General features: G+C 62.8%; 17 protein-coding genes. 11 read left to right on the top strand and 6 right to left on the bottom strand.

Translation table 11 applies throughout. From position 1 onward, the window contains the following. Window positions 1-272 precede the first annotated feature (272 nt). Window positions 273-1,763 (bottom strand): helicase HerA-like domain-containing protein, encoded by a 1,491-nt coding sequence (locus BM321_RS06905; RefSeq protein ID WP_092441976.1) that lies wholly within the window; start codon window positions 1,761-1,763, stop codon window positions 273-275. A 332-nt stretch (window positions 1,764-2,095) separates the two neighbouring features. Between BM321_RS06905 and BM321_RS06910 the strand changes: the two genes are divergently transcribed. Genes BM321_RS06910 through BM321_RS06920 form a run of 3 tightly spaced genes read left to right on the top strand, consistent with a single transcriptional unit; the run spans window position 2,096 to window position 4,963 of the window. After that, window positions 2,096-3,187 carry an N-acetylglucosaminyl phosphatidylglycerol synthase gene (locus BM321_RS06910; protein WP_092441977.1) on the top strand — a complete coding sequence of 364 codons (1,092 nt, stop codon included), beginning with the start codon at window positions 2,096-2,098 and terminating at the stop codon, window positions 3,185-3,187. 16 nt (window positions 3,188-3,203) lie between these two features. Beyond that, on the top strand, window positions 3,204-3,971 hold the full coding sequence (locus BM321_RS06915; RefSeq protein WP_092441978.1) for an N-acetylglucosaminyl phosphatidylglycerol deacetylase: 768 nt from the start codon (window positions 3,204-3,206) through the stop codon (window positions 3,969-3,971). Further along, window positions 3,968-4,963, top strand: a complete 996-nt coding sequence (locus tag BM321_RS06920; RefSeq protein WP_092332384.1) for a glucosaminyl phosphatidylglycerol flippase — start codon at window positions 3,968-3,970, stop codon at window positions 4,961-4,963. The genes BM321_RS06915 and BM321_RS06920 overlap by 4 nt, the downstream gene beginning before the upstream one ends. A gap of 4 nt (window positions 4,964-4,967) precedes the next feature. On the opposite strand, the gene BM321_RS30465 is transcribed toward BM321_RS06920, so the two are convergent. Together BM321_RS30465 and purU are read right to left on the bottom strand one after the other, a co-directional pair. Then, window positions 4,968-5,141 (bottom strand): hypothetical protein, encoded by a 174-nt coding sequence (locus tag BM321_RS30465; protein WP_175459486.1) that lies wholly within the window; start codon window positions 5,139-5,141, stop codon window positions 4,968-4,970. A 57-nt stretch (window positions 5,142-5,198) separates the two neighbouring features. Further along, on the bottom strand, window positions 5,199-6,047 hold the full coding sequence (gene purU / locus BM321_RS06925) for a formyltetrahydrofolate deformylase (RefSeq protein WP_060740880.1): 849 nt from the start codon (window positions 6,045-6,047) through the stop codon (window positions 5,199-5,201). 304 nt (window positions 6,048-6,351) lie between these two features. Here purU and mvaT point away from each other — a divergent pair, with 304 nt between their 5' ends. After that, window positions 6,352-6,729, top strand: a complete 378-nt coding sequence (gene mvaT / locus BM321_RS06930; protein WP_003205091.1) for a histone-like nucleoid-structuring protein MvaT — start codon at window positions 6,352-6,354, stop codon at window positions 6,727-6,729. 82 nt (window positions 6,730-6,811) lie between these two features. Here mvaT and sbcB read toward each other — a convergent pair whose 3' ends face one another. Next, window positions 6,812-8,248, bottom strand: coding sequence for an exodeoxyribonuclease I (sbcB, locus tag BM321_RS06935; RefSeq protein ID WP_092441979.1), 1,437 nt, complete (start codon window positions 8,246-8,248; stop codon window positions 6,812-6,814). Between the two features lie 388 nt (window positions 8,249-8,636). Here sbcB and BM321_RS06940 point away from each other — a divergent pair, with 388 nt between their 5' ends. The 7 genes from BM321_RS06940 to BM321_RS06970 all read left to right on the top strand — a co-directional run bounded on the left by BM321_RS06940 (window position 8,637) and on the right by BM321_RS06970 (window position 16,250). Beyond that, a complete protein-coding gene (locus BM321_RS06940; protein ID WP_092441980.1) occupies window positions 8,637-9,362 on the top strand; it encodes an RDD family protein in 726 nt (241 codons plus the stop codon). Further along, window positions 9,359-10,333 carry a stage II sporulation protein M gene (locus BM321_RS06945; RefSeq protein WP_092441981.1) on the top strand — a complete coding sequence of 325 codons (975 nt, stop codon included), beginning with the start codon at window positions 9,359-9,361 and terminating at the stop codon, window positions 10,331-10,333. Before BM321_RS06940 ends, BM321_RS06945 begins: the two co-directional genes overlap by 4 nt. Continuing rightward, window positions 10,320-11,861 carry a DUF4129 domain-containing protein gene (locus tag BM321_RS06950; protein WP_092441982.1) on the top strand — a complete coding sequence of 514 codons (1,542 nt, stop codon included), beginning with the start codon at window positions 10,320-10,322 and terminating at the stop codon, window positions 11,859-11,861. The genes BM321_RS06945 and BM321_RS06950 overlap by 14 nt, the downstream gene beginning before the upstream one ends. Then, window positions 11,858-13,021, top strand: coding sequence for a DUF4350 domain-containing protein (locus BM321_RS06955; protein WP_092441983.1), 1,164 nt, complete (start codon window positions 11,858-11,860; stop codon window positions 13,019-13,021). The genes BM321_RS06950 and BM321_RS06955 overlap by 4 nt, the downstream gene beginning before the upstream one ends. Next, complete coding sequence (locus BM321_RS06960; RefSeq protein WP_092332372.1) at window positions 13,018-14,022, top strand: AAA family ATPase; 1,005 nt, start codon at window positions 13,018-13,020, stop codon at window positions 14,020-14,022. Before BM321_RS06955 ends, BM321_RS06960 begins: the two co-directional genes overlap by 4 nt. 187 nt (window positions 14,023-14,209) lie before the next feature. Then, complete coding sequence (locus tag BM321_RS06965; protein WP_092441984.1) at window positions 14,210-15,541, top strand: DUF58 domain-containing protein; 1,332 nt, start codon at window positions 14,210-14,212, stop codon at window positions 15,539-15,541. A 340-nt stretch (window positions 15,542-15,881) separates the two neighbouring features. Further along, complete coding sequence (locus tag BM321_RS06970; RefSeq protein ID WP_092441985.1) at window positions 15,882-16,250, top strand: DUF6124 family protein; 369 nt, start codon at window positions 15,882-15,884, stop codon at window positions 16,248-16,250. Window positions 16,251-16,392: 142 nt separating this feature from the next. On the opposite strand, the gene BM321_RS06975 is transcribed toward BM321_RS06970, so the two are convergent. After that, complete coding sequence (locus BM321_RS06975) at window positions 16,393-16,752, bottom strand: PilZ domain-containing protein (RefSeq protein ID WP_092441986.1); 360 nt, start codon at window positions 16,750-16,752, stop codon at window positions 16,393-16,395. A 283-nt stretch (window positions 16,753-17,035) separates the two neighbouring features. Further along, a complete protein-coding gene (locus tag BM321_RS06980) occupies window positions 17,036-17,407 on the bottom strand; it encodes a tetratricopeptide repeat protein (protein WP_092332363.1) in 372 nt (123 codons plus the stop codon). Window positions 17,408-17,565 lie beyond the last annotated feature (158 nt).

Genomic DNA, 17,565 nt, shown 5'->3' on the forward strand with positions numbered 1-17,565 from the left:
CACACTTTTCGCCTGCCAAACCGCCTTCGCGAGCAAGCTCGCTCCCACAGGGGATCTGCAGCGGCCACCTATTTTGTGTACGACACCAAACCCGTGTGGGAGCGAGCTTGCTCGCGATAGCGGCAGCTCAGCCGGCACACTTTTCGCCTGCCAAACCGCCTTCGCGAGCAAGCTCGCTCCCACAGGGGAACTGCAGCGGCCACCTATTTTGTGTACGACACCAAACCCGTGTGGGAGCGAGCTTGCTCGCGAAGGGGGCAACTCGGTCTCGACTACCGGCGCCGCTTGCTGCCCCCCAGCAACGACCCCATCAACCCGCGCACCAGCTGCCGGCCCAGTTGATTGGCCGCCTGGCGCATCGCCGATTTGAGCGCTTGGCCGGCTGCCGTGCCAAGGAACTCGCCGGCCTGTTCGGTGAAGCTGGGTTCTTCGGCCGTGGACTTGCCCGGCCCCGCTTCGGCTTGGGGCTCCAGCCCCTTGCGTCCCATCAGCACTTCGTAGGCCGATTCGCGATCAATGGGCTTGTCGTAGCGCCCTTGCAGCGCCGAACTGGCGATCAACCCGGCGCGCTCGGCCTCGCTCAGCGGCCCGATGCGCGATTGCGGGGGTGCCACCAGCACGCGCTGGACCATTTCCGGCGTGCCTTTTTCCTGCAAGGTGCCCACCAGGGCTTCACCGATGCCCAGCTCGGTCAGCACCGCCAGGGCATCGAATTGCGGGTTGGGCCGGAAACCGTCGGCCACCGCCCGCAGGGATTTCTGTTCCTTGGCCGTGAAGGCCCGCAAACCGTGCTGGATGCGCAACCCTAACTGGGCGAGCACATCGTCCGGCAAATCGCCCGGCGACTGGGTCACGAAATACACCCCCACGCCCTTGGAACGGATCAGGCGCACCACTTGCTCCAGGCGCTCCTGCAGAGCCTTGGGCGTACCGGCAAAGAGCAAGTGCGCCTCATCGAAGAACAGCGCCAGCAGCGGCTTGTCCGCATCGCCGCGCTCGGGCAACTGTTCGAACAGCTCGGCCAAAAGCCACAGCAGGAACGTCGCGTAGACCTTCGGCGCTTCGTGGACCAGGCGGCTGGCGTCGAGCAAGTGGATGCGGCCACGGCCGTCGCTGGCCGGTTGCAGGATGTCTTCGAGCTGCAACGCCGGTTCACCGAACAACGCGTCCGCGCCCTGCTGTTCCAAAGTGGACAGCCGCCGCAGCAGCGCCTGACTGGAGCCGGTGGTCATCAGCGCCGCGTCGTCCCCCAGCAGCGCGGGGTTGTCCTTGAGATGATTGAGCAGCGCCTTCAGGTCCTTGAGGTCCAGCAACAACAGGCCTTCACGGTCGGCCACCTTGAACGCGGCGTAGAGCGCCGACTGCTGGCTGTCCGTGAGTTCCAGCAGGCTGCCGATCAACAACGGGCCCATCTCACTCAGGGTGGTGCGCAGTGGATGCCCGGACTGGCCGTGGATATCCCACAAGGTCACCGGATAAGCCTGGGGCTTGTGGTTGAGCCAGGGCATGCCGGCGATGCGCTCGGCGATCTTGCCCTGGGGGTTGCCGGCAGCACCCAGGCCGCACAGGTCACCCTTGATATCAGCCGCGAACACCGCCACGCCGGCATCGCTGAACATTTCGGCCAGGCGCTGCAAGGTGACGGTCTTGCCGGTCCCGGTGGCACCGGCCACCAGGCCATGACGGTTCGCCAGGCGCATGGCCTGGGCGATGGGCTGGCCGCTGAGGTCGGCACCGATAACGAGTTGCGATGAGTCAGGCATGTGGTCACCCGTGGTGTTTGCGATATGACGCCATTTTGCACGCTTATATAAAAGCATGCCTGGCGCATCAAGGCCCTGGCAGCAGGAATAATAGCTGCGAACCTGGGCTGGCCCTATCGCGAGCAAGCTCGCTCCCACAGAGATTTGGGGCGAGGCACAGATCCCATGTGGGAGCGAACCTGGGCTCGCGATGAGGCCCTGTCAAACTCAGCAATACTCCACTGGCGGTACACCCGCCCCACAACCCCAACCGAACATCTATTCTTCATAAAGGTCAACACAGGAGAACACAGACCGGAGGGACGTTCATCGTGCATATAGCGGACATAACCATGTTCTACGCCCCCGCCAGTGGAGGCGTGCGCACTTATCTGGATGCCAAGCACCGGCGCCTGGGCGATCGGCCCGGTATTCGCCACAGCCTGTTGATCCCCGGCGCGCATTTGAGCGAGCACGACGGAATCTACAAGGTGCCAGCTCCTGCACTGCCGTTCGGCAAGGGCTATCGCTTTCCCCTTCGCCTGGCGCCGTGGCGCAATGTCCTGCGCGATCTGCAACCGGACCTGATCGAGGTCGGCGATCCGTACCTCACCGCCTGGGCCGCATTGGATGCCCGCCGTCAGCTCGACGTGCCCGTCATCGGCTTCTATCACTCCGACCTGCCGCTGTTGGTGAGCAACCGCATGGGCAACTGGTTCACCCCCAATATCGAAGCCTATGTCAGCAAGTTGTACGGCAATTTCGACCGGGTCCTGGCGCCAAGCCAGGTCATGGCCGACAAACTGACCGGGCTGGGGGTCAAGAACGTCTATGTGCAACCCTTGGGCGTTGACCTGCAAACCTTCACCCCCGCCGCCCGCGACCCGGAACTGCGGGCCGAGCTGGGTATCGCCGAAGACGCGCGCCTGCTGATTTTCGCCGGTCGCGGTTCCAAGGAAAAAAACCTGCCGGTGCTGCTCAAGTGCATGAAACGCCTGGGTGAGCGCTATCACCTGCTGTTGGTGGGCTCATCGATGCCCGCCTTGGTGCCGGACAACGTCACGGTGGTCGACGAATTCTGCCCGGCGCCGCAAGTCGCCCGGCTCATGGCCAGCGCCGATGCCCTGGTGCACGCCGGCGACCAGGAGACCTTCGGCCTGGTGATCCTCGAAGCCATGGCCAGCGGTATTCCCGTGGTGGCGGTGGCGGCCGGGGCTTTCACCGAAATCGTCCACGAGGACTGCGGCCTGTTGTGCACACCCAACAATCCGCAGGCCATGGCCAATGCCGTGCGGCAACTGTTCAGCGAAGGCTGCCAACGCCGTGGCCTGCTGGCGCGCCGGCATGTGGAGCGTCATTACGCCTGGGACACCGTGGTCAACAGCTTGCTGGGGCACTACTACGCCGTGCTCGGCGAACAAATGCCGTTGCTGGCCAATGGTTGAGGCGAGGAGCGTGTCGATGAGTTCTTCGCCCAGCGTGCTATTGGTGTTGCACGACGTGGCACCGCAAACCTGGCCTGACTACCAGCCCTTCGTCGAAGCCGTGGATGCCCTCGGCCAGGTGCCGATGACCTGGCTGGTGGTGCCGGACTTTCACCGTACCAATGCCCTGGAGGCTCACCCCGACTTTCGCCGCCTGCTCGACCGCCGGGTCGAGCGCGGCGACGAGTTGGTGCTGCATGGCTACTACCATTGCGACGACGGCCCTATCGCCCGCCACCCCAAGGAGTGGTTCATGCGCCGGGTCTATACCCATGAGGGGGAGTTCTACAACCTGTCCGAGGCCGCCGCCCTCGCCCGCCTGCGCGCCGGGATCGCCACCTTTGAGCGCTACCATTGGCCGCTGGAAGGTTTCGTCGCCCCGGCCTGGCTGATGAGCGAAGGCACGCGCCAGGCCTTGCGCCAGTTACCGCTGAGCTACACCAGTGACACCCAACACCTCTATCGCCTGCCCGACTTCAGCGCCATTGACGCGCCGGGCCTGGTCTGGAGTGCCCGCAGTGCCTGGCGCCGTGGCCTGTCGAAGGTCATCAGCGACCAGCGTGAACAGCGCTGGCGCCAGGCCCCGGTGATTCGTCTGGGCCTGCACCCGGTGGACATGCGCCACGGGTTTTCCCGGGACTATTGGCTGCGCACCCTCGAACGCCTGCTCAACGACGGTCGCGTGCCGATGACCAAGGTCGGCTGGCTGGCAACCCAGGGGCTGCGGGCCCGCAGCGCCGCATGAAACGGCTGATCTGGCTGGGCGCCGCCCTGCTCACGGCGCTCTTGGTGCCGCTGCTGGTCGGCGGCGGGGAAATGTGGTCGCGGGTGCAGCGCTTTCCCCTGTCCCTGCTGCTGACCATGCTCGGCATGATCGTGCTGTGCTGGGGCTTGAATTCCGTGCGCCTGCGCCTGTTGCTGGGTGAATACCGTGGGCGCATCGGCGGGTGGAAAAGCATGGGTGTGGTGATGTCCACCGAGTTCGCCATGTGCGCGACGCCTGGAGGCAGCGGCGGCCCACTGACGCTGATGGCCCTGCTGGCGCGCAACGGTGTGCGCCCGGCCCATGGCAGCGCGGTGTTCGCCATGGATCAACTGAGCGACTTGCTGTTCTTCCTCTGCGCCCTGGTGGGCATTCTGTTCTACGCGCTGTTCCAGAACCTCAGCCAGCGCCTGGAATGGATGCTGGCGTTGAGCGCGATTTCATTGTTTGGCGGGCTGTTCGGCTGCGTGCTGGTGGCCCGTTATCACCGCCGGCTGATTCTGCTGGGCGCTCGCGTGCTGCGGCACTTACGTGTGAAAACCGCCACCCGCCGACGCTGGGGCCGCAAGATCCTGAACTTCCTCGCGGCCTTCACCGACACCTTGAAATTGCCACGACAGACGCTGTTCCAGGTCTTCGGCCTGACCTGCCTGCATTGGGCGCTGCGCTACAGCGTGTTGTACCTGGCATTGAAGGGGCTGGGCGCGGACCTGCAGTGGGCGTGGAGCTTCCTGATCCAGATGCTGTCCTTGAGCGCGGGGCAGTTCAGCCTGCTGCCGGGCGGTGCCGGGGCGGCCGAGCTGACGTCGGCGGCGCTGCTGGCCCCCATGGTGGGCAAGTCCACCGCAGCGGCGGCGATCCTGATCTGGCGGGCGGTGACCTATTATTTTTACCTGGTGGCCGGTGGGCCGGTGTTCTTCCTGATGGTCGGGCGGCCGTTGATCAAGAAGCTGATCAGGCTCAGGCAAGCCTGACCGGTCACGGCGTCTGTTCGGGCGCGTCCTGGGGATGCAATTGCTCCCACAATTGCGCGGCGTCGGGGAACTCGGTGCCATCCTCCGGGCTCAACGCGTCGGGGTCATAGCGGCTGAGGCAGCCCTCGCCCAGAGTGGCTGGCGCCTTGGAGGTGGCTTTGTCCAATGGATCGGTCATGGCGAACCTCATGAAAAAAGGCCTGGCGATCGCTCGTCCAGGCCCTTGGCAGTCTAGTCAGAAGACTACGGTCTTGTTGCCGTGCACCAGCACCCGGTCTTCCAGGTGATAACGCAGGCCCCGGGCCAATACCATCTTCTCGACGTCACGGCCGAAACGCACCATGTCTTCGATGCTGTCGCTGTGACTGACGCGCACCACGTCCTGCTCGATGATCGGGCCGGCATCCAGCTCTTCGGTCACGTAATGACAGGTGGCGCCGATCAGCTTCACACCGCGCATCGACGCCTGGTGGTACGGCTTGGCCCCGACGAACGACGGCAGGAAACTGTGGTGGATGTTGATGACCTTATGGGCGTATTCGCTGCACAAGGCCGGCGGCAGGATCTGCATGTAGCGAGCCAGTACCACCACCTCGGCGTCGTGCTGCTTGACCAGTCGCGAGACCTCGGCGAACGCCGGATGCTTGTCCTGCGGGTCGACCGGCACGTGGTAGTACGGGATGCCGTGCCATTCCACCATGCTGCGCAAATCATCATGGTTGGAAATCACACAGGCGATGTCGCAATCGAGCTCATCGCTGTGCCAGCGGTGCAGCAAGTCAGCCAGGCAATGAGACTCGCGGCTGGCCATCAGCACCACACGTTTTTTCTGCGCGGTGTCGGTGATACGCCAGTCCATCGAGAACTCTTCGGCAATGGGGGCGAACGCTTCACGAAAGGCTTCGATGCCGAAGGGCAGCGAGTCGGCACGAATCTCGTGACGCATGAAAAACCAACCGCTTTGATTGTCCGAGTGATGGCTCGCTTCGGTGATCCAGCCGTTATGGGACGCCAGAAAGTTACTGACTTTAGCAACGATGCCGACGCGGTCCGGGCAAGCAATCACCAGACGAAAAGTGCGCATTAGGGGAACTCCAGAACTTCGCAAAGGCGGCCATTCTAGCCATTGCGCGGCAAAACTGCAGTATCGATGACACGCCGGATCCTGGGCGACAGCCCCAGGCCATGGCCGGCGAGGCCCGGGAAGGCAGATTATATGTGAACGGATGTGAAGACACTGTCGCGGTATTTAACTGCAACAGGCGTTTTTGTGGCGCGGCACTAATTAATTAAATAAAACACCGGTTAAATGTTTACTTGATGAAACTGTCTGATTACTATTGTCGCACTGTCTCCTTGTCACCCGCGTCCTACATAAGGTAGTCCACATGTCCTTGATCAATGAATACCGCGCCACAGAAGAAGCCATCAAAGAACTGCAAGCTCGCCTGAAAAACCTGTCGCAAGACGACAAACTGCAAACCGAGCTTGAATTCGAAGGCAAACTGCGCACGCTGATGGGCGAATACTCCAAGTCGCTGCGCGACATCATTGCCCTGCTGGATCCAGAAGCCAAGTCGAGCAAAGCCCCACGTGGCGCCGTGAAAACTACCGGCACCAAGCGCGCTCGCAAAGTTAAGCAATACAAGAACCCGCACAACGGTGAAGTCATCGAAACCAAAGGTGGCAACCACAAGACGCTGAAAGAGTGGAAAGCCAAGTGGGGCGGTGACGTGGTAGAAGGCTGGGCAACCCTGCTGGGCTAAGCCTCACCGCGGCGCAAGCTTCTTTGCGAACAAAAAAACGCCAGTGATTACTGGCGTTTTTTATGCTTGTTATCTGTTCATTTCATTGCGATACAAGGCTTAAACGTTTGCGCAATTGCTGGCTGTAGCCCTGCCATTCCACGAGTACTTCTCGCTGCATCGGCGTAGACAGGGCCAGCCACTCTCCCATCGCCTCGTCAAAACTTTGCAAGGTATTAGGCGCTCCCCATTCCGGGGCGGACAGACGTTGTTGACAGAAAATTCTCCAGCGCTCCTGCTCTTCGGGATTCAAGGTGTCTGGAAAGTTGCGTGCACGATATCGGAACAATAGTTCCGGCAGACGCTCATCATCGAAAGGCCATTGCGCTTGCGCCAATTGCACCGGGTCCGCCATGCGCACTTGTTCACATAAACGCCGATCGCGATCGCCCAAGAAACCCGCGTATAACTGTTGCTCGGGATCCTCGCTGGCGGTGAAGTCCTCGCGGCCATAAATAGCCTGAAGTTTGTCCTGCCAAACTTTCTGTGCGTCAGTTAGCCGCAATGCGCGCTGTCGATAGCCCTCCATATCCAGCTCCAGCCGCTGCTGGTCCTCGACGCGCAGCACCGACAACGGCGCGACCACCGGGCATTTGTTGATATGGATAAGCTTGAGCGGCACCGGCAGCTCACCTTCGAGCAGTTCTTCGCGGCGGGTATACAAACGCTGGCGCAGGCTTTCGGCGTCATGGTCCAACAGGCCCTGGGGGTCCAGGTGCAGGTCGCAGACAATCAGGGCGTTGCGGTTTTTCGGGTGCCAGGCCAACGGCAATACCACGCCGATGTAGTTGCGCGCCGCCGAGAAGCGACCGGAAATATGCACCATCGGCTGCAGCAGGCGGATCTGGTCCATCACTTTCTGTTTGCTGCGCAACTGGAACAGCCAGTCGTAGAGCCGCGGCTGCCGCTGACGGACCAGGCGGGCCAGGGCGATGGTCGCGCGCACGTCCGACAACGCATCGTGGGCCTGGCCATGATCGATGCCATTGGCGGCGGTCAGGCGTTCGAGCTTGAGGCTGACGCGACCGTCCTCTTGCGGCCAGACAATGCCTTGCGGGCGTAGCGCATAGGCCGCGCGCACCAGGTCGATCAAGTCCCAGCGACTGTTGCCGCCCTGCCATTCCCGAGCGTACGGGTCGAAGAAATTCCGATAGAGGCTGTAGCGGGTCATTTCATCGTCGAAACGCAGGGTGTTGTAGCCGGCGCCACAGGTACCGGGTGCGGCCAGTTGCCCGTGGACACGGGTCATGAAGTCGGCTTCGCTCAAGCCTTTTTCGGCCAGGCATGTCGGGGTGATCCCGGTAATCGCACAGGCCGCCGGATGCGGCAGGATGTCATCGCTGGGCCGGCAATACAGATTCACCGGTTCGTCGATTTCATTGAGCTCGAAATCGGTACGGATACCCGCCACCTGCAAGGGCCGGTCGCAACGCGGGTTGATGCCGGTGGTTTCGTAGTCGTACCAGAAGATGGAAGTCACGGGCTGTTCCTGAACTGAAGACTGGCGAAGTCTAGGCGCTCGAACCCGCCTGCGACCAGCAGTGCTGTAACTTTTGAATACCAATGTGCGAGCGGTGTCGGACACTGGATCTGTGAACACTCTAGAATTCTTGTGGGAGCGGGCTTGCTCGCGAAAGCGGTGGGTCAGCGACATCAATGTTGAATGTACCGCCGTCTTCGCGAGCAAGCCCGCTCCCACAGGGATCTGTGAACACTGAGAGGTCGCAGAATGATGCAGGCAGTGTTCGCCTTCTCAATCCTGTTGCAAACCATGAAATGACCTGCACAGTTCTATCGTTTGCCCGCACGAAGACTGCTAGCATCGGGGCCGAGATTGAATGTTCGGATCGGCCCATCACAGGTTGCCCATGCTCGAGACACCAGCACTGCAAAGGAACGCGACGCTGCCCGCGCCCCTGGACACGCGTTATCAGGTGGAAACGCCGGAGGGCATCGACCTGCCACTGCGCCCGGCGGGGCTGATGCCGCGTGCAATCGCCTTCACCATCGATTTGGGTATACGCGGCTTGGTCCTGGGTGTTTTTTTCCTGGTCCTGGCGTTTTTCGGCGAGCTGGGGCTCGGCCTGGGGTCCATCCTGCTGTTTGTCGTCAGTTGGTGGTACATGGTGCTGTTCGAAGTACTCAACCAGGGGCGTTCTCCCGGCAAGCAGATCATGGGGCTGCGCGTGGTGCAGGACGATGGCCGGCCCATTGGCTGGTCGGCGTCGTTGATCCGTAACCTGCTGCGTTTCGTCGACATGCTGCCCTTCGGCTACACCTTCGGGGCCATCTGCTGCCTGCAGCATCCGGCGTTCAAGCGCCTGGGCGATCTCGCGGCCGGTACGCTGGTGGTCTATCGCGAACAACCGGTCAAGCGCCCCGCATTGCCCATGGCCCCGCCGATACGCGCGCCTTTCACCCTGAACCTGCATGAGCAACGCGCCGTGCTGGACTTCGCCGAACGCCAGGTCGAACTGTCCCAGGCGCGGGTCAACGAACTGGCCGCGATCCTGGCCGCGCCACTGAACGTCCAGGTGCCGAACGCCACCGCCGAACTCAATGGCATCGCCCGCGGCCTGCTGGGGCCGACATGAAGCAGAGCCTGTTCGAAAGCCGCCACCAAGGAGAATGGGAGCACCTGGCCCAGCAACTCGATCAATTGGAGCGCAGCCGCAACATGCCCCAGAGCGGTGACTTCCCTGCCGCCTACCGACGGCTTTGCCATCACCTGGCATTGGCCCAGGCCCGGGGCTACAGCAGTTTGCTGGTCGACACCCTGCAACAACTGGCGCTGCGCGGTCACCAGCAACTCTACCGGGATCGCAGCCGACCATCGGCCAGCCTTTCGGCCTTTATCCTGGTCGGTTTCCCTCGACTGGTGCGTGAACAATGGCGCTTCGTGCTGGCCGCCAGCCTGATGTTCCTGGGCAGCCTGGTCGGCATCGGGCTGCTGGTCTATCTGTTTCCGGAACTGGTCTACAGCGTGCTGGGCGCCGACGAAATCAGCCAGATCCGCAGCATGTATGACCCGGCCTCCGGGCACCTGGGGCGCTCGGTCGAACGGGCCGCCAGCGAAGACTGGGTCATGTTCGGTTACTACATCATGCACAACATCGGCATTGCCTTTCAGACGTTCGCCAGTGGCTTGATGTTTGGGCTGGGGAGCGCGTTCTTCCTGTTTTTCAATGGCCTGACCATTGGCGCGGTGGCCGGACACCTGACGCAGATCGGTTCCGGTGCAACGTTCTGGTCGTTCGTGATCGGCCACGGCGCTTTCGAACTCACCGCCATCGCCCTGGCCGGTGCCGCGGGCCTGCAACTGGGCTGGGCGTTGATCGCCCCGGGACGCCTGACCCGTGGCGAGGCCTTGCGGCTCGCGGCGGGTAAAAGCGTGCTGATGATCGGCGGCGTGATGCTGTTCCTGCTCATCGCCGCGTTCATCGAGGCCTACTGGTCTTCCAGCGCGGTAACGCCCGCCACCAAATACACCGTGGGCGCCTTGTTGTGGCTATTGGTCATCAGCTATCTGTCGCTTGCCGGACGGGCCCGCCATGCGCCTGAGTGATGCCACCGTCGTCATTCGCCCACGCACCACCTGGGAAGCCATGGACCTTGGCGTGTTGATGAGCCAGAAGCATCGACGCTTGCTGATGACCAGTTGGGCGATCATCACCCTGCCGGTGTACCTGTTGCTGACCCTGCTGCTATGGGACTCACCGTCCCTGGTGGTGATGCTGTTCTGGTGGTTGAAACCGGCCTTCGACCGTCTGCCGCTGTACATCCTGTCCAAGGCGCTGTTTGGCGAAACCCCCACCTTGAGGCAGGCCTTGCGCCAATGGCCGGCGCTGCTCAAGCCCCAGTTGCTGGCCAGCCTGACCTGGCGCCGACTGAGCCTGAGCCGCAGCTTCCTGCTGCCGGTGGTGCAACTCGAAGGGCTCACCGATGAGGCACGGGAGCAACGCATACGGGTATTGCAGCAACGCAACCGCGGCGCGGCACAATGGTTGACCATCATCGGCATGCACCTGGAAACCGCCCTGTGGTTCGGCCTGATGGCCCTGTTCTATCTGTTCGTGCCGCAACAAGTCGAACTGCAATGGGACTGGGAGACGCTGGTGTCAGCAGCCGAGCACGACTGGTTGTGGTTCGAACACCTGGTCAACTTCCTCTACCCGCTGCTGCTGATCTTGTGGGAGCCGGTGTACGTCGCCTGCGGCTTCAGCCTCTACCTGAACCGGCGCACGATCCTCGAAGCGTGGGACATCGAACTGGTGTTCCGGCGCCTGCGCCAGCGCCTGAGCGGCGTGGCCCCGGTATTGTTGCTACTGGCCCTGGTGATGCTGCCGCTGGCGCCCCCGGCATGGGCCGACGAAGAGCCCAACGCCCCCGACAGCCCGCGGCTGCTCAACCAGCCCCTGACCAGCGAAGCCTCCCGGGCCGGCATCAAGGCGATCCTCGAGGCCGCGCCGTTCAAGAACCCGCAGACCGTCACCCGTTATCGTTTCGGCGAAGAAACCGCCGAACCGACCGACGAGACCGAGGCAAAACCGAGTTGGCTCAAGGCCCTGCTCAAATGGCTCGGCGGCCAACGCTTCGACATCGCCGCCGCGCTGATCCAGGTCGCGCTGTGGGCCTGCCTGGCAGGTGCGATCGTCTGGCTGGCCTGGCACTACCGGAAACGGCTCAAAGCCCTGGTCAATCGGCGGCCGACGCAACGCCTGCCCGTGGAACGAGCGGCACCGGCGCACATGTTCGGCCTGGATATTCGTGAAGAAAGCCTGCCGACCGACGTCGCCGCCAGCGTCGAACAGCTGTGGGCCACGCAACCCCGTGAAGCCTTGGGCCTGCTGTACCGGGCACTGCTCAGCCGGTTGCATCATGACTTCAAGATCCCCTTGAAACCGTCCGACACCGAAGGCCAGGTGCTGCAACGCGTCGAACGGCTCGAGCAGGACAACCTGCTGGGCTTCAGCAAAAGCCTGACCCTGCATTGGCAGAACATTGCCTATGGGCATCGTCCGCCGCCGCCCCACCTGCAACAGGAACTGTGTGACGGCTGGCGCGGGTTGTTCGGGCCGGGAGCGTCTCGATGAGCCGGCAGGCGGGGTGGCTGGTCGGCGCCGTGCTGGCCGCCGTGGTGTGCGCATTCGGTTTCTATCTCTACACCCAGGCCGTGCCCTATGAAGAGGTCGTCGAGCATGGCCCCTCCCCGGAAGTACAGGCCAACCCTTACCTGGCCGCCGAACAGTTCCTGCGCCAGCGGGGGATCAACGTCGAGCACGCCAACAGCCTGGAGGTGCTGCCCACCCTGGAGCCACGCCAGCACAGCCTGCTGTTGCTGGGCGAGCGCACCCACATGACGCCACGGGAAGTCGAACAGTTGATGAACTGGACCCGGGCCGGCGGACGCCTGGTCTTTGTGGCCGAAGCCTTGTGGGACAAGAGCACCGGCAGCAGCGGCGACCTGCTGCTCGACCGCGTGCGCCTGCGCCAACTGCTGAGCGAAGACCTCAAGGAGCCCGCGCCCGAACTGATCAAGGACCGTTACCCGGAACTGACCAAGCTCTACCTGGAAGACGAAGAGGCGCCGGCATATGCCAGCTTCGACACCGACTTCCACCTCGAAGACCCGTACAACCTGGCCCAGGCCTGGGCCAACAGCGCGGTGTCGACCCACATGATGCAATTGAACCTCGGCCTCGGCTCGATCACGGTGATCACCGACGCCGAGCTGTGGAAGAACGACGCCATCGACCAGTACGACAACGCCTGGCTGCTCTGGTATTTGAGCGCCGACACGGATGTCACCCTGCTGTTCAACACCGACCACGACACCTTGCTGACCCTGTTGCTGCGCTATTTCCCCCAGGCGCTGGTGGCACTGCTGGCCTTGGTTGCCCTGTGGTTCTGGCATTCGGCGGTGCGCCACGGCCCGCTGCAACCACCGGCCTCCCAGGCCCGGCGCCAGCTGGAAGAACACGTACAGGCCAGCGCCGGTTTCCACCTGCGCCACAACGGCCAGCAGCACCTGTTGCACGCCTTGCAACAAGACGTGCTGCGCCGGGCCCGCCATCTTCACCCAGGCTTCGAACAACTGGCCGTCGCCGAACAATGGCAAGTACTCGCCCGCCTGACCCGGCAACCCACGCGAGCCATTAGCCAGGCCTTGAGCCCACGGCCGAAACAGCGTATGTCCAGCGCAGAGTTCTGCCGCCAGGTCGCCCATTTGCAAACCCTCAGGAATGCCTTATGACTGAACAGAACGAACCTACCGACGGCCAGGCCCACGCCGCCCAACAGCGCCAGCGCGCCAGTCAGTTGGCCCAGGCGATCCGCACCGAGCTGCGCAAGGCGGTGGTCGGCCAGGCCAGCGTGATCGACGATGTGCTCACGGCACTGATCGCCGGCGGCCACGTGCTGCTCGAAGGCGTTCCGGGGTTGGGCAAGACGTTGCTGGTGCGCGCCTTGGCTCGCTGCTTCAACGGCGAGTTCGCGCGCATCCAGTTCACCCCCGACCTGATGCCCAGCGACGTCACCGGACACGCGGTGTATGACTTGCAGACCGAGCAGTTCAAGCTGCGCAAGGGCCCGGTGTTCACCAACCTGTTGCTGGCCGACGAGATCAACCGCGCGCCGGCCAAGACCCAGGCCGCGCTGCTCGAAGCCATGCAGGAACGCCAGGTCACCCTCGAAGGCCGCGCCCTGCCCATCAGCCAGCCGTTCATGGTGCTCGCCACCCAGAACCCCATCGAACAGGAAGGCACCTACCCGCTGCCGGAAGCCGAGCTCGACCGCTTCATGCTCAAGGTGCGCATGGACTACCCGGACGCCGACCAGGAGCTGGACATGGTGCGCCAGGTCAGCCGCTCGACCCGTGCCGACATGCTCGACGTACAACCGCTGCGCATGGTGCTGCAGGCCAAGGACGTGCAAGCGTTGCAACGCATCGCCAGCGACCTGCCGATGGACGACCAGGTGCTCGACTACGCCGTGCGTCTGGCCCGCACCACCCGCAGTTGGCCGGGCCTGACCCTCGGCGCCGGGCCCCGTGCTTCAATTGCGCTGGTGCGGTGCGCCCGGGCCCGGGCGTTGTTGCGCGGCGGCGAGTTCGTGGTGCCGGACGATATCAAGGGCTGCGCCCTGGCCGTCCTGCGCCATCGGGTACGGTTGGCGCCGGAACTGGACATCGAAGGGCTGTCGGTGGATCAGGTGCTGGGGCAACTGCTCGATCAAGTGCCGGCGCCGCGGTTGTGAATACGCACTTCGTGGTGGAGAGACTCATTGTGGCGATGGGATTTATGTGGGAGCAAGGCTTGCCCGCGATGGAGGCGACGCGACCTCGCAGAAATCGAGGCGCCTGTGTCGCGAGCAAGCTTTGCTCCCACATAAATCCCATCGCCACAAAAGCTCGCTTTGCATTTCTCCCAAAGGGTATGTGTCGATGAAACCCTCGCGCCTGCTCTTGATCTGGCTCGCGCTGCTGCTGGCCCTCGGCATTGTGCTGGGCGCGCTGCAGGCACTCGGCGTGGCGGTGCCGGCGACGCTGCTGTCGATCAACTGGGGGTTGCTGTTGGCCGTACTGGCCCTGGCGCTGCTCGACGCGGTGCGCGTCCGGCGCCTGCCCTCGCCCCGGCTGCAACGGCAAATGCCCGGGAGCCTGGCCCTGGGCCGCTGGGGTGACGTGCGGTTGGACATCAGCCATGACTTTGCCCAGCCGCTGCACGTGCAGCTCTTCGATCATGTCCCCGACGGCCTGGACTTCGAAAACCTGCCGCTGTCGGTCGAGCTGCAACCCGGCCAGCACAGCCAGGTCAGCTACCGCCTGCGCCCGCTCAAACGCGGTCACTTCACCTTCGCCCAGTGCGAAACCAACCTGCCAAGCCCGCTGGGCCTGTGGACCGACAAACGCCTGCTGGAGGCCGTCGACCACACCCGTGTCTACCCAGACTTCGCCAGGCTCTACGACGGTCAACTGCTGGCGGTGGACAATTGGCTCAGCCAACTCGGCATCCGCCAGCGTCAACGTCGTGGGCAGGGGCAGGAATTCCATCAACTGCGGGAATTTCGCGAGGGCGACAGCCTGCGCCAGATCGACTGGAAAGCCACCGCCCGCCACCGCACGCCGATTGCCCGGGAATACGAAGACGAGCGCGACCAGCAGATCATCTTCATGCTCGACTGCGGCCGGCGCATGCGCAGCCAGGACGGCGAGCTGGCGCACTTCGACCACGCTCTCAATGCGTGCCTGCTGCTCAGCTACACCGCCCTGCGCCAGGGCGATGCCGTGGGCCTGAGCACGTTCGCCAGCGAACAAAGCCGCTACCTGGCCCCGGTCAAAGGCACCGGCCAGCTCAATGTGCTGCTCAACACCGTGTACGACCTCGACAGCAGCCAACGCCCCGCCGACTATCAGGCCGCCGTCACTGAACTGTTGGCCCGGCAAAAACGCCGGGCCTTGGTGGTGCTGGTGACCAACCTTCGGGATGAAGACGATGCGCAACTGCTCGCCGCCGTGAAACGGCTGGGGCAACTGCATCGGGTGCTGGTGGCCAGCCTGCGGGAAGAAGCCCTCGACCGCTTGCGCCAGGCGCCGGTGCAAAGCCTGCCTGAAGCCTTGGCTTATTGCGGGACGGTGGACTATTTGAACGCCCGGGCCGAGATGCATAAGCAGTTGGCTGCCCACGGTGTGCCAACCCTGGATTCGCGCCCCAGTGAGTTGGGAGCGGACCTGGTGACCCAATACCTGGCCTGGAAAAAGGCCGGCACCGCCTAGGTCCTACAGCGAGCCAGCGAAGCTCCAGCTGACTACAGCGCCTTGCGCAACGGACTACAGATCCGCCAGAATCCGCCGGCTTGTGCACCTTGGCCTTGCCCCGTAACTTGATTCGCGTCGCTGATATCCAGCGATCGGGTTTAGTCGCCCGGGAGGTTAACGAAGTGCATGAGCATCATCGAGTCGGGTTCCCCTATCCCCGTACTTAATGGTGGCTGTGCGCAGGGCGCCCTTGGGCGCGCCGGTTTTTCGTTTTCCTCCCGGTCGACTAACCTGCGTTCAGCCGCCACCCCTCGTTTAGTCGCGAGTAGGTGGCAGCTCCATTCAGAGGATTACGATTATGTTCAAGGCTACTCCCAATCCCCCGAAAGCCGACCCGCTTTCCCCCCACGAAACCCTCGATCCCGAAAAGCTCGACGAAGCGGCTCAAAGAGCCCTGGACTACTACCTCAAGCCCAACAACGGCCAGCCCGACCAGAAAACCGCCAAACACCTGGACTACTTCATCGTCGCCCCCGACGCCGACCCCGAAGGCATGCTCGCCCACACCTACGAAACCTTCTGCTCGGTGAGCACGCTGATCCTGGATTTATCCGAAGACCTGGAAGGCGCCCCGCGCAACCTGGCCCTGGCGATTCACCAGATGGGCGAGATGGGGGTGTTGTTGCTGGAAAGACTGCTGGATAACGAAGCGAGGATTCAGCGCTGAAGGCCGAATGACCTGTAGGAAACAGGAAGCCCTGTGGGAGCGAGCTTGCTCGCGATAGCGGTGGATCAGCTTGCGGCAATATTGAATGTACCGCCGCCATCGCGAGCAAGCTCGCTCCCACAAAGTCGGTAGCCCGTAATGCTCAAGCCGATTCCGGCAACGGATAGAAACTGAAATATTGCCGCAACGCATTGACCAGTTGCCCGTACTCCGGCGGCGCCCACGTCACGCTGAAGCCGGCGTCGAAATGCATCGGCGTCACGTCTTCCTGGCACCACAGGCACCTGGCTTTCAACTTGACGTTTTGCTGTGGCCCCTCATCAGCGGGGATTTTCAGGTGCAGGTCAAAATCCGCACCGATCATCAGCGGAAGCTGGCTGATCAGCATCAGCCCATTTTCAGAAACATTGCCCAAAAAACCGATAGGCTTGTCGTTGATACCGTTGAATACTTTGAGGAAATACGGCAACTGATGCCGTTCGATCCGACGCTCTTTGTACATGTCTTGTATCGCTTTTTTAGCGGCCACGCACAGGGCCGACCGGTCACTTCGGAACGAGCCCAAGCGAGCCCGCTCTCCCCAATCCCGGTGCCAGACGCTATCAAACGCCTTGAGCCTACTTCTGCCGGTCTCAGGTGCTTCTACAGTAGAGATCTAGCTCTAATTACGACTTGTACAAATATAGCCCAAGGTCGGATGGCAACCAGTCCCATGTATTAATTTTCATAAACACGGTGGGCAGAGGCAGAGTGGCCAGGATTGCGCCTGACCACGAGAGGGAGAATCAAGAAGCTGGACGGATGGCCGAGGCGCTACGGGTCGGGTAGTGGCCCAGGCTCTGCAGGGTTTCGAGCCGGGCGCGGGCGCGGAACGCGTATTCGCTGTTAGGGTATTGGGCGATGATGAACTGGTAGGTCTGCGCCGCATCGACAAACAGCTTCTGCCGTTCCAGGCACTGGCCGCGCAGCATCGAGACTTCCGGCTGCATGTAGCGGCGGGCGCGACTGGCGCGGTCGACCTTGGACAACTCGAGCATGACCTGCTCGCAATTGCCACGATCGTAGGCCTTATAGGCCAGGTTCATGTGGTGGTTCATCGACCAACGGGTGCAGCCCGTGACGCTCAGGGCCAGGGCAACAAAAAGCACGAATCGCATGGGAGGTTCTCCTGTCTTGAGCCCTGTATCGACCTGGCTGGGAAAATCTTCAGCCTGAAAACGCTTACCATGGCTGGCACACCCCCTGTGGCGAGGGAGCTTGCTCCCGCTGGGGCGCGAAGCGGCCCTGTTCTGGGGCTGCTGCGCAGCCCAGCGGG

Source organism: Pseudomonas sp. NFIX10 (assembly GCF_900111955.1).
GTDB classification, from domain to species: Bacteria; Pseudomonadota; Gammaproteobacteria; order Pseudomonadales; family Pseudomonadaceae; genus Aquipseudomonas; species Aquipseudomonas fluorescens_AA.

Excerpts from the sequence above, each read along its gene's own strand:
- BM321_RS06905 (WP_092441976.1), bottom strand. The coding sequence starts at position 1,763 with ATGCCTGACTCATCGCAACTCGTTATCGGTGCCGACCTCAGCGGCCAG.
- BM321_RS06950 (WP_092441982.1), top strand. The coding sequence starts at position 10,320 with ATGCGCCTGAGTGATGCCACCGTCGTCATTCGCCCACGCACCACCTGG.
- BM321_RS06965 (WP_092441984.1), top strand. The coding sequence starts at position 14,210 with ATGAAACCCTCGCGCCTGCTCTTGATCTGGCTCGCGCTGCTGCTGGCC.
- BM321_RS06940 (WP_092441980.1), top strand. The coding sequence starts at position 8,637 with ATGCTCGAGACACCAGCACTGCAAAGGAACGCGACGCTGCCCGCGCCC.
- BM321_RS06920 (WP_092332384.1), top strand. The coding sequence starts at position 3,968 with ATGAAACGGCTGATCTGGCTGGGCGCCGCCCTGCTCACGGCGCTCTTG.
- BM321_RS06955 (WP_092441983.1), top strand. The coding sequence starts at position 11,858 with ATGAGCCGGCAGGCGGGGTGGCTGGTCGGCGCCGTGCTGGCCGCCGTG.
- BM321_RS06910 (WP_092441977.1), top strand. The coding sequence starts at position 2,096 with ATGTTCTACGCCCCCGCCAGTGGAGGCGTGCGCACTTATCTGGATGCC.
- BM321_RS06960 (WP_092332372.1), top strand. The coding sequence starts at position 13,018 with ATGACTGAACAGAACGAACCTACCGACGGCCAGGCCCACGCCGCCCAA.
- BM321_RS06945 (WP_092441981.1), top strand. The coding sequence starts at position 9,359 with ATGAAGCAGAGCCTGTTCGAAAGCCGCCACCAAGGAGAATGGGAGCAC.
- BM321_RS06915 (WP_092441978.1), top strand. The coding sequence starts at position 3,204 with ATGAGTTCTTCGCCCAGCGTGCTATTGGTGTTGCACGACGTGGCACCG.
- BM321_RS30465 (WP_175459486.1), bottom strand. The coding sequence starts at position 5,141 with ATGACCGATCCATTGGACAAAGCCACCTCCAAGGCGCCAGCCACTCTG.
- BM321_RS06970 (WP_092441985.1), top strand. The coding sequence starts at position 15,882 with ATGTTCAAGGCTACTCCCAATCCCCCGAAAGCCGACCCGCTTTCCCCC.
- BM321_RS06980 (WP_092332363.1), bottom strand. The coding sequence starts at position 17,407 with ATGCGATTCGTGCTTTTTGTTGCCCTGGCCCTGAGCGTCACGGGCTGC.
- purU (WP_060740880.1), bottom strand. The coding sequence starts at position 6,047 with ATGCGCACTTTTCGTCTGGTGATTGCTTGCCCGGACCGCGTCGGCATC.
- BM321_RS06975 (WP_092441986.1), bottom strand. The coding sequence starts at position 16,752 with ATGTACAAAGAGCGTCGGATCGAACGGCATCAGTTGCCGTATTTCCTC.
- mvaT (WP_003205091.1), top strand. The coding sequence starts at position 6,352 with ATGTCCTTGATCAATGAATACCGCGCCACAGAAGAAGCCATCAAAGAA.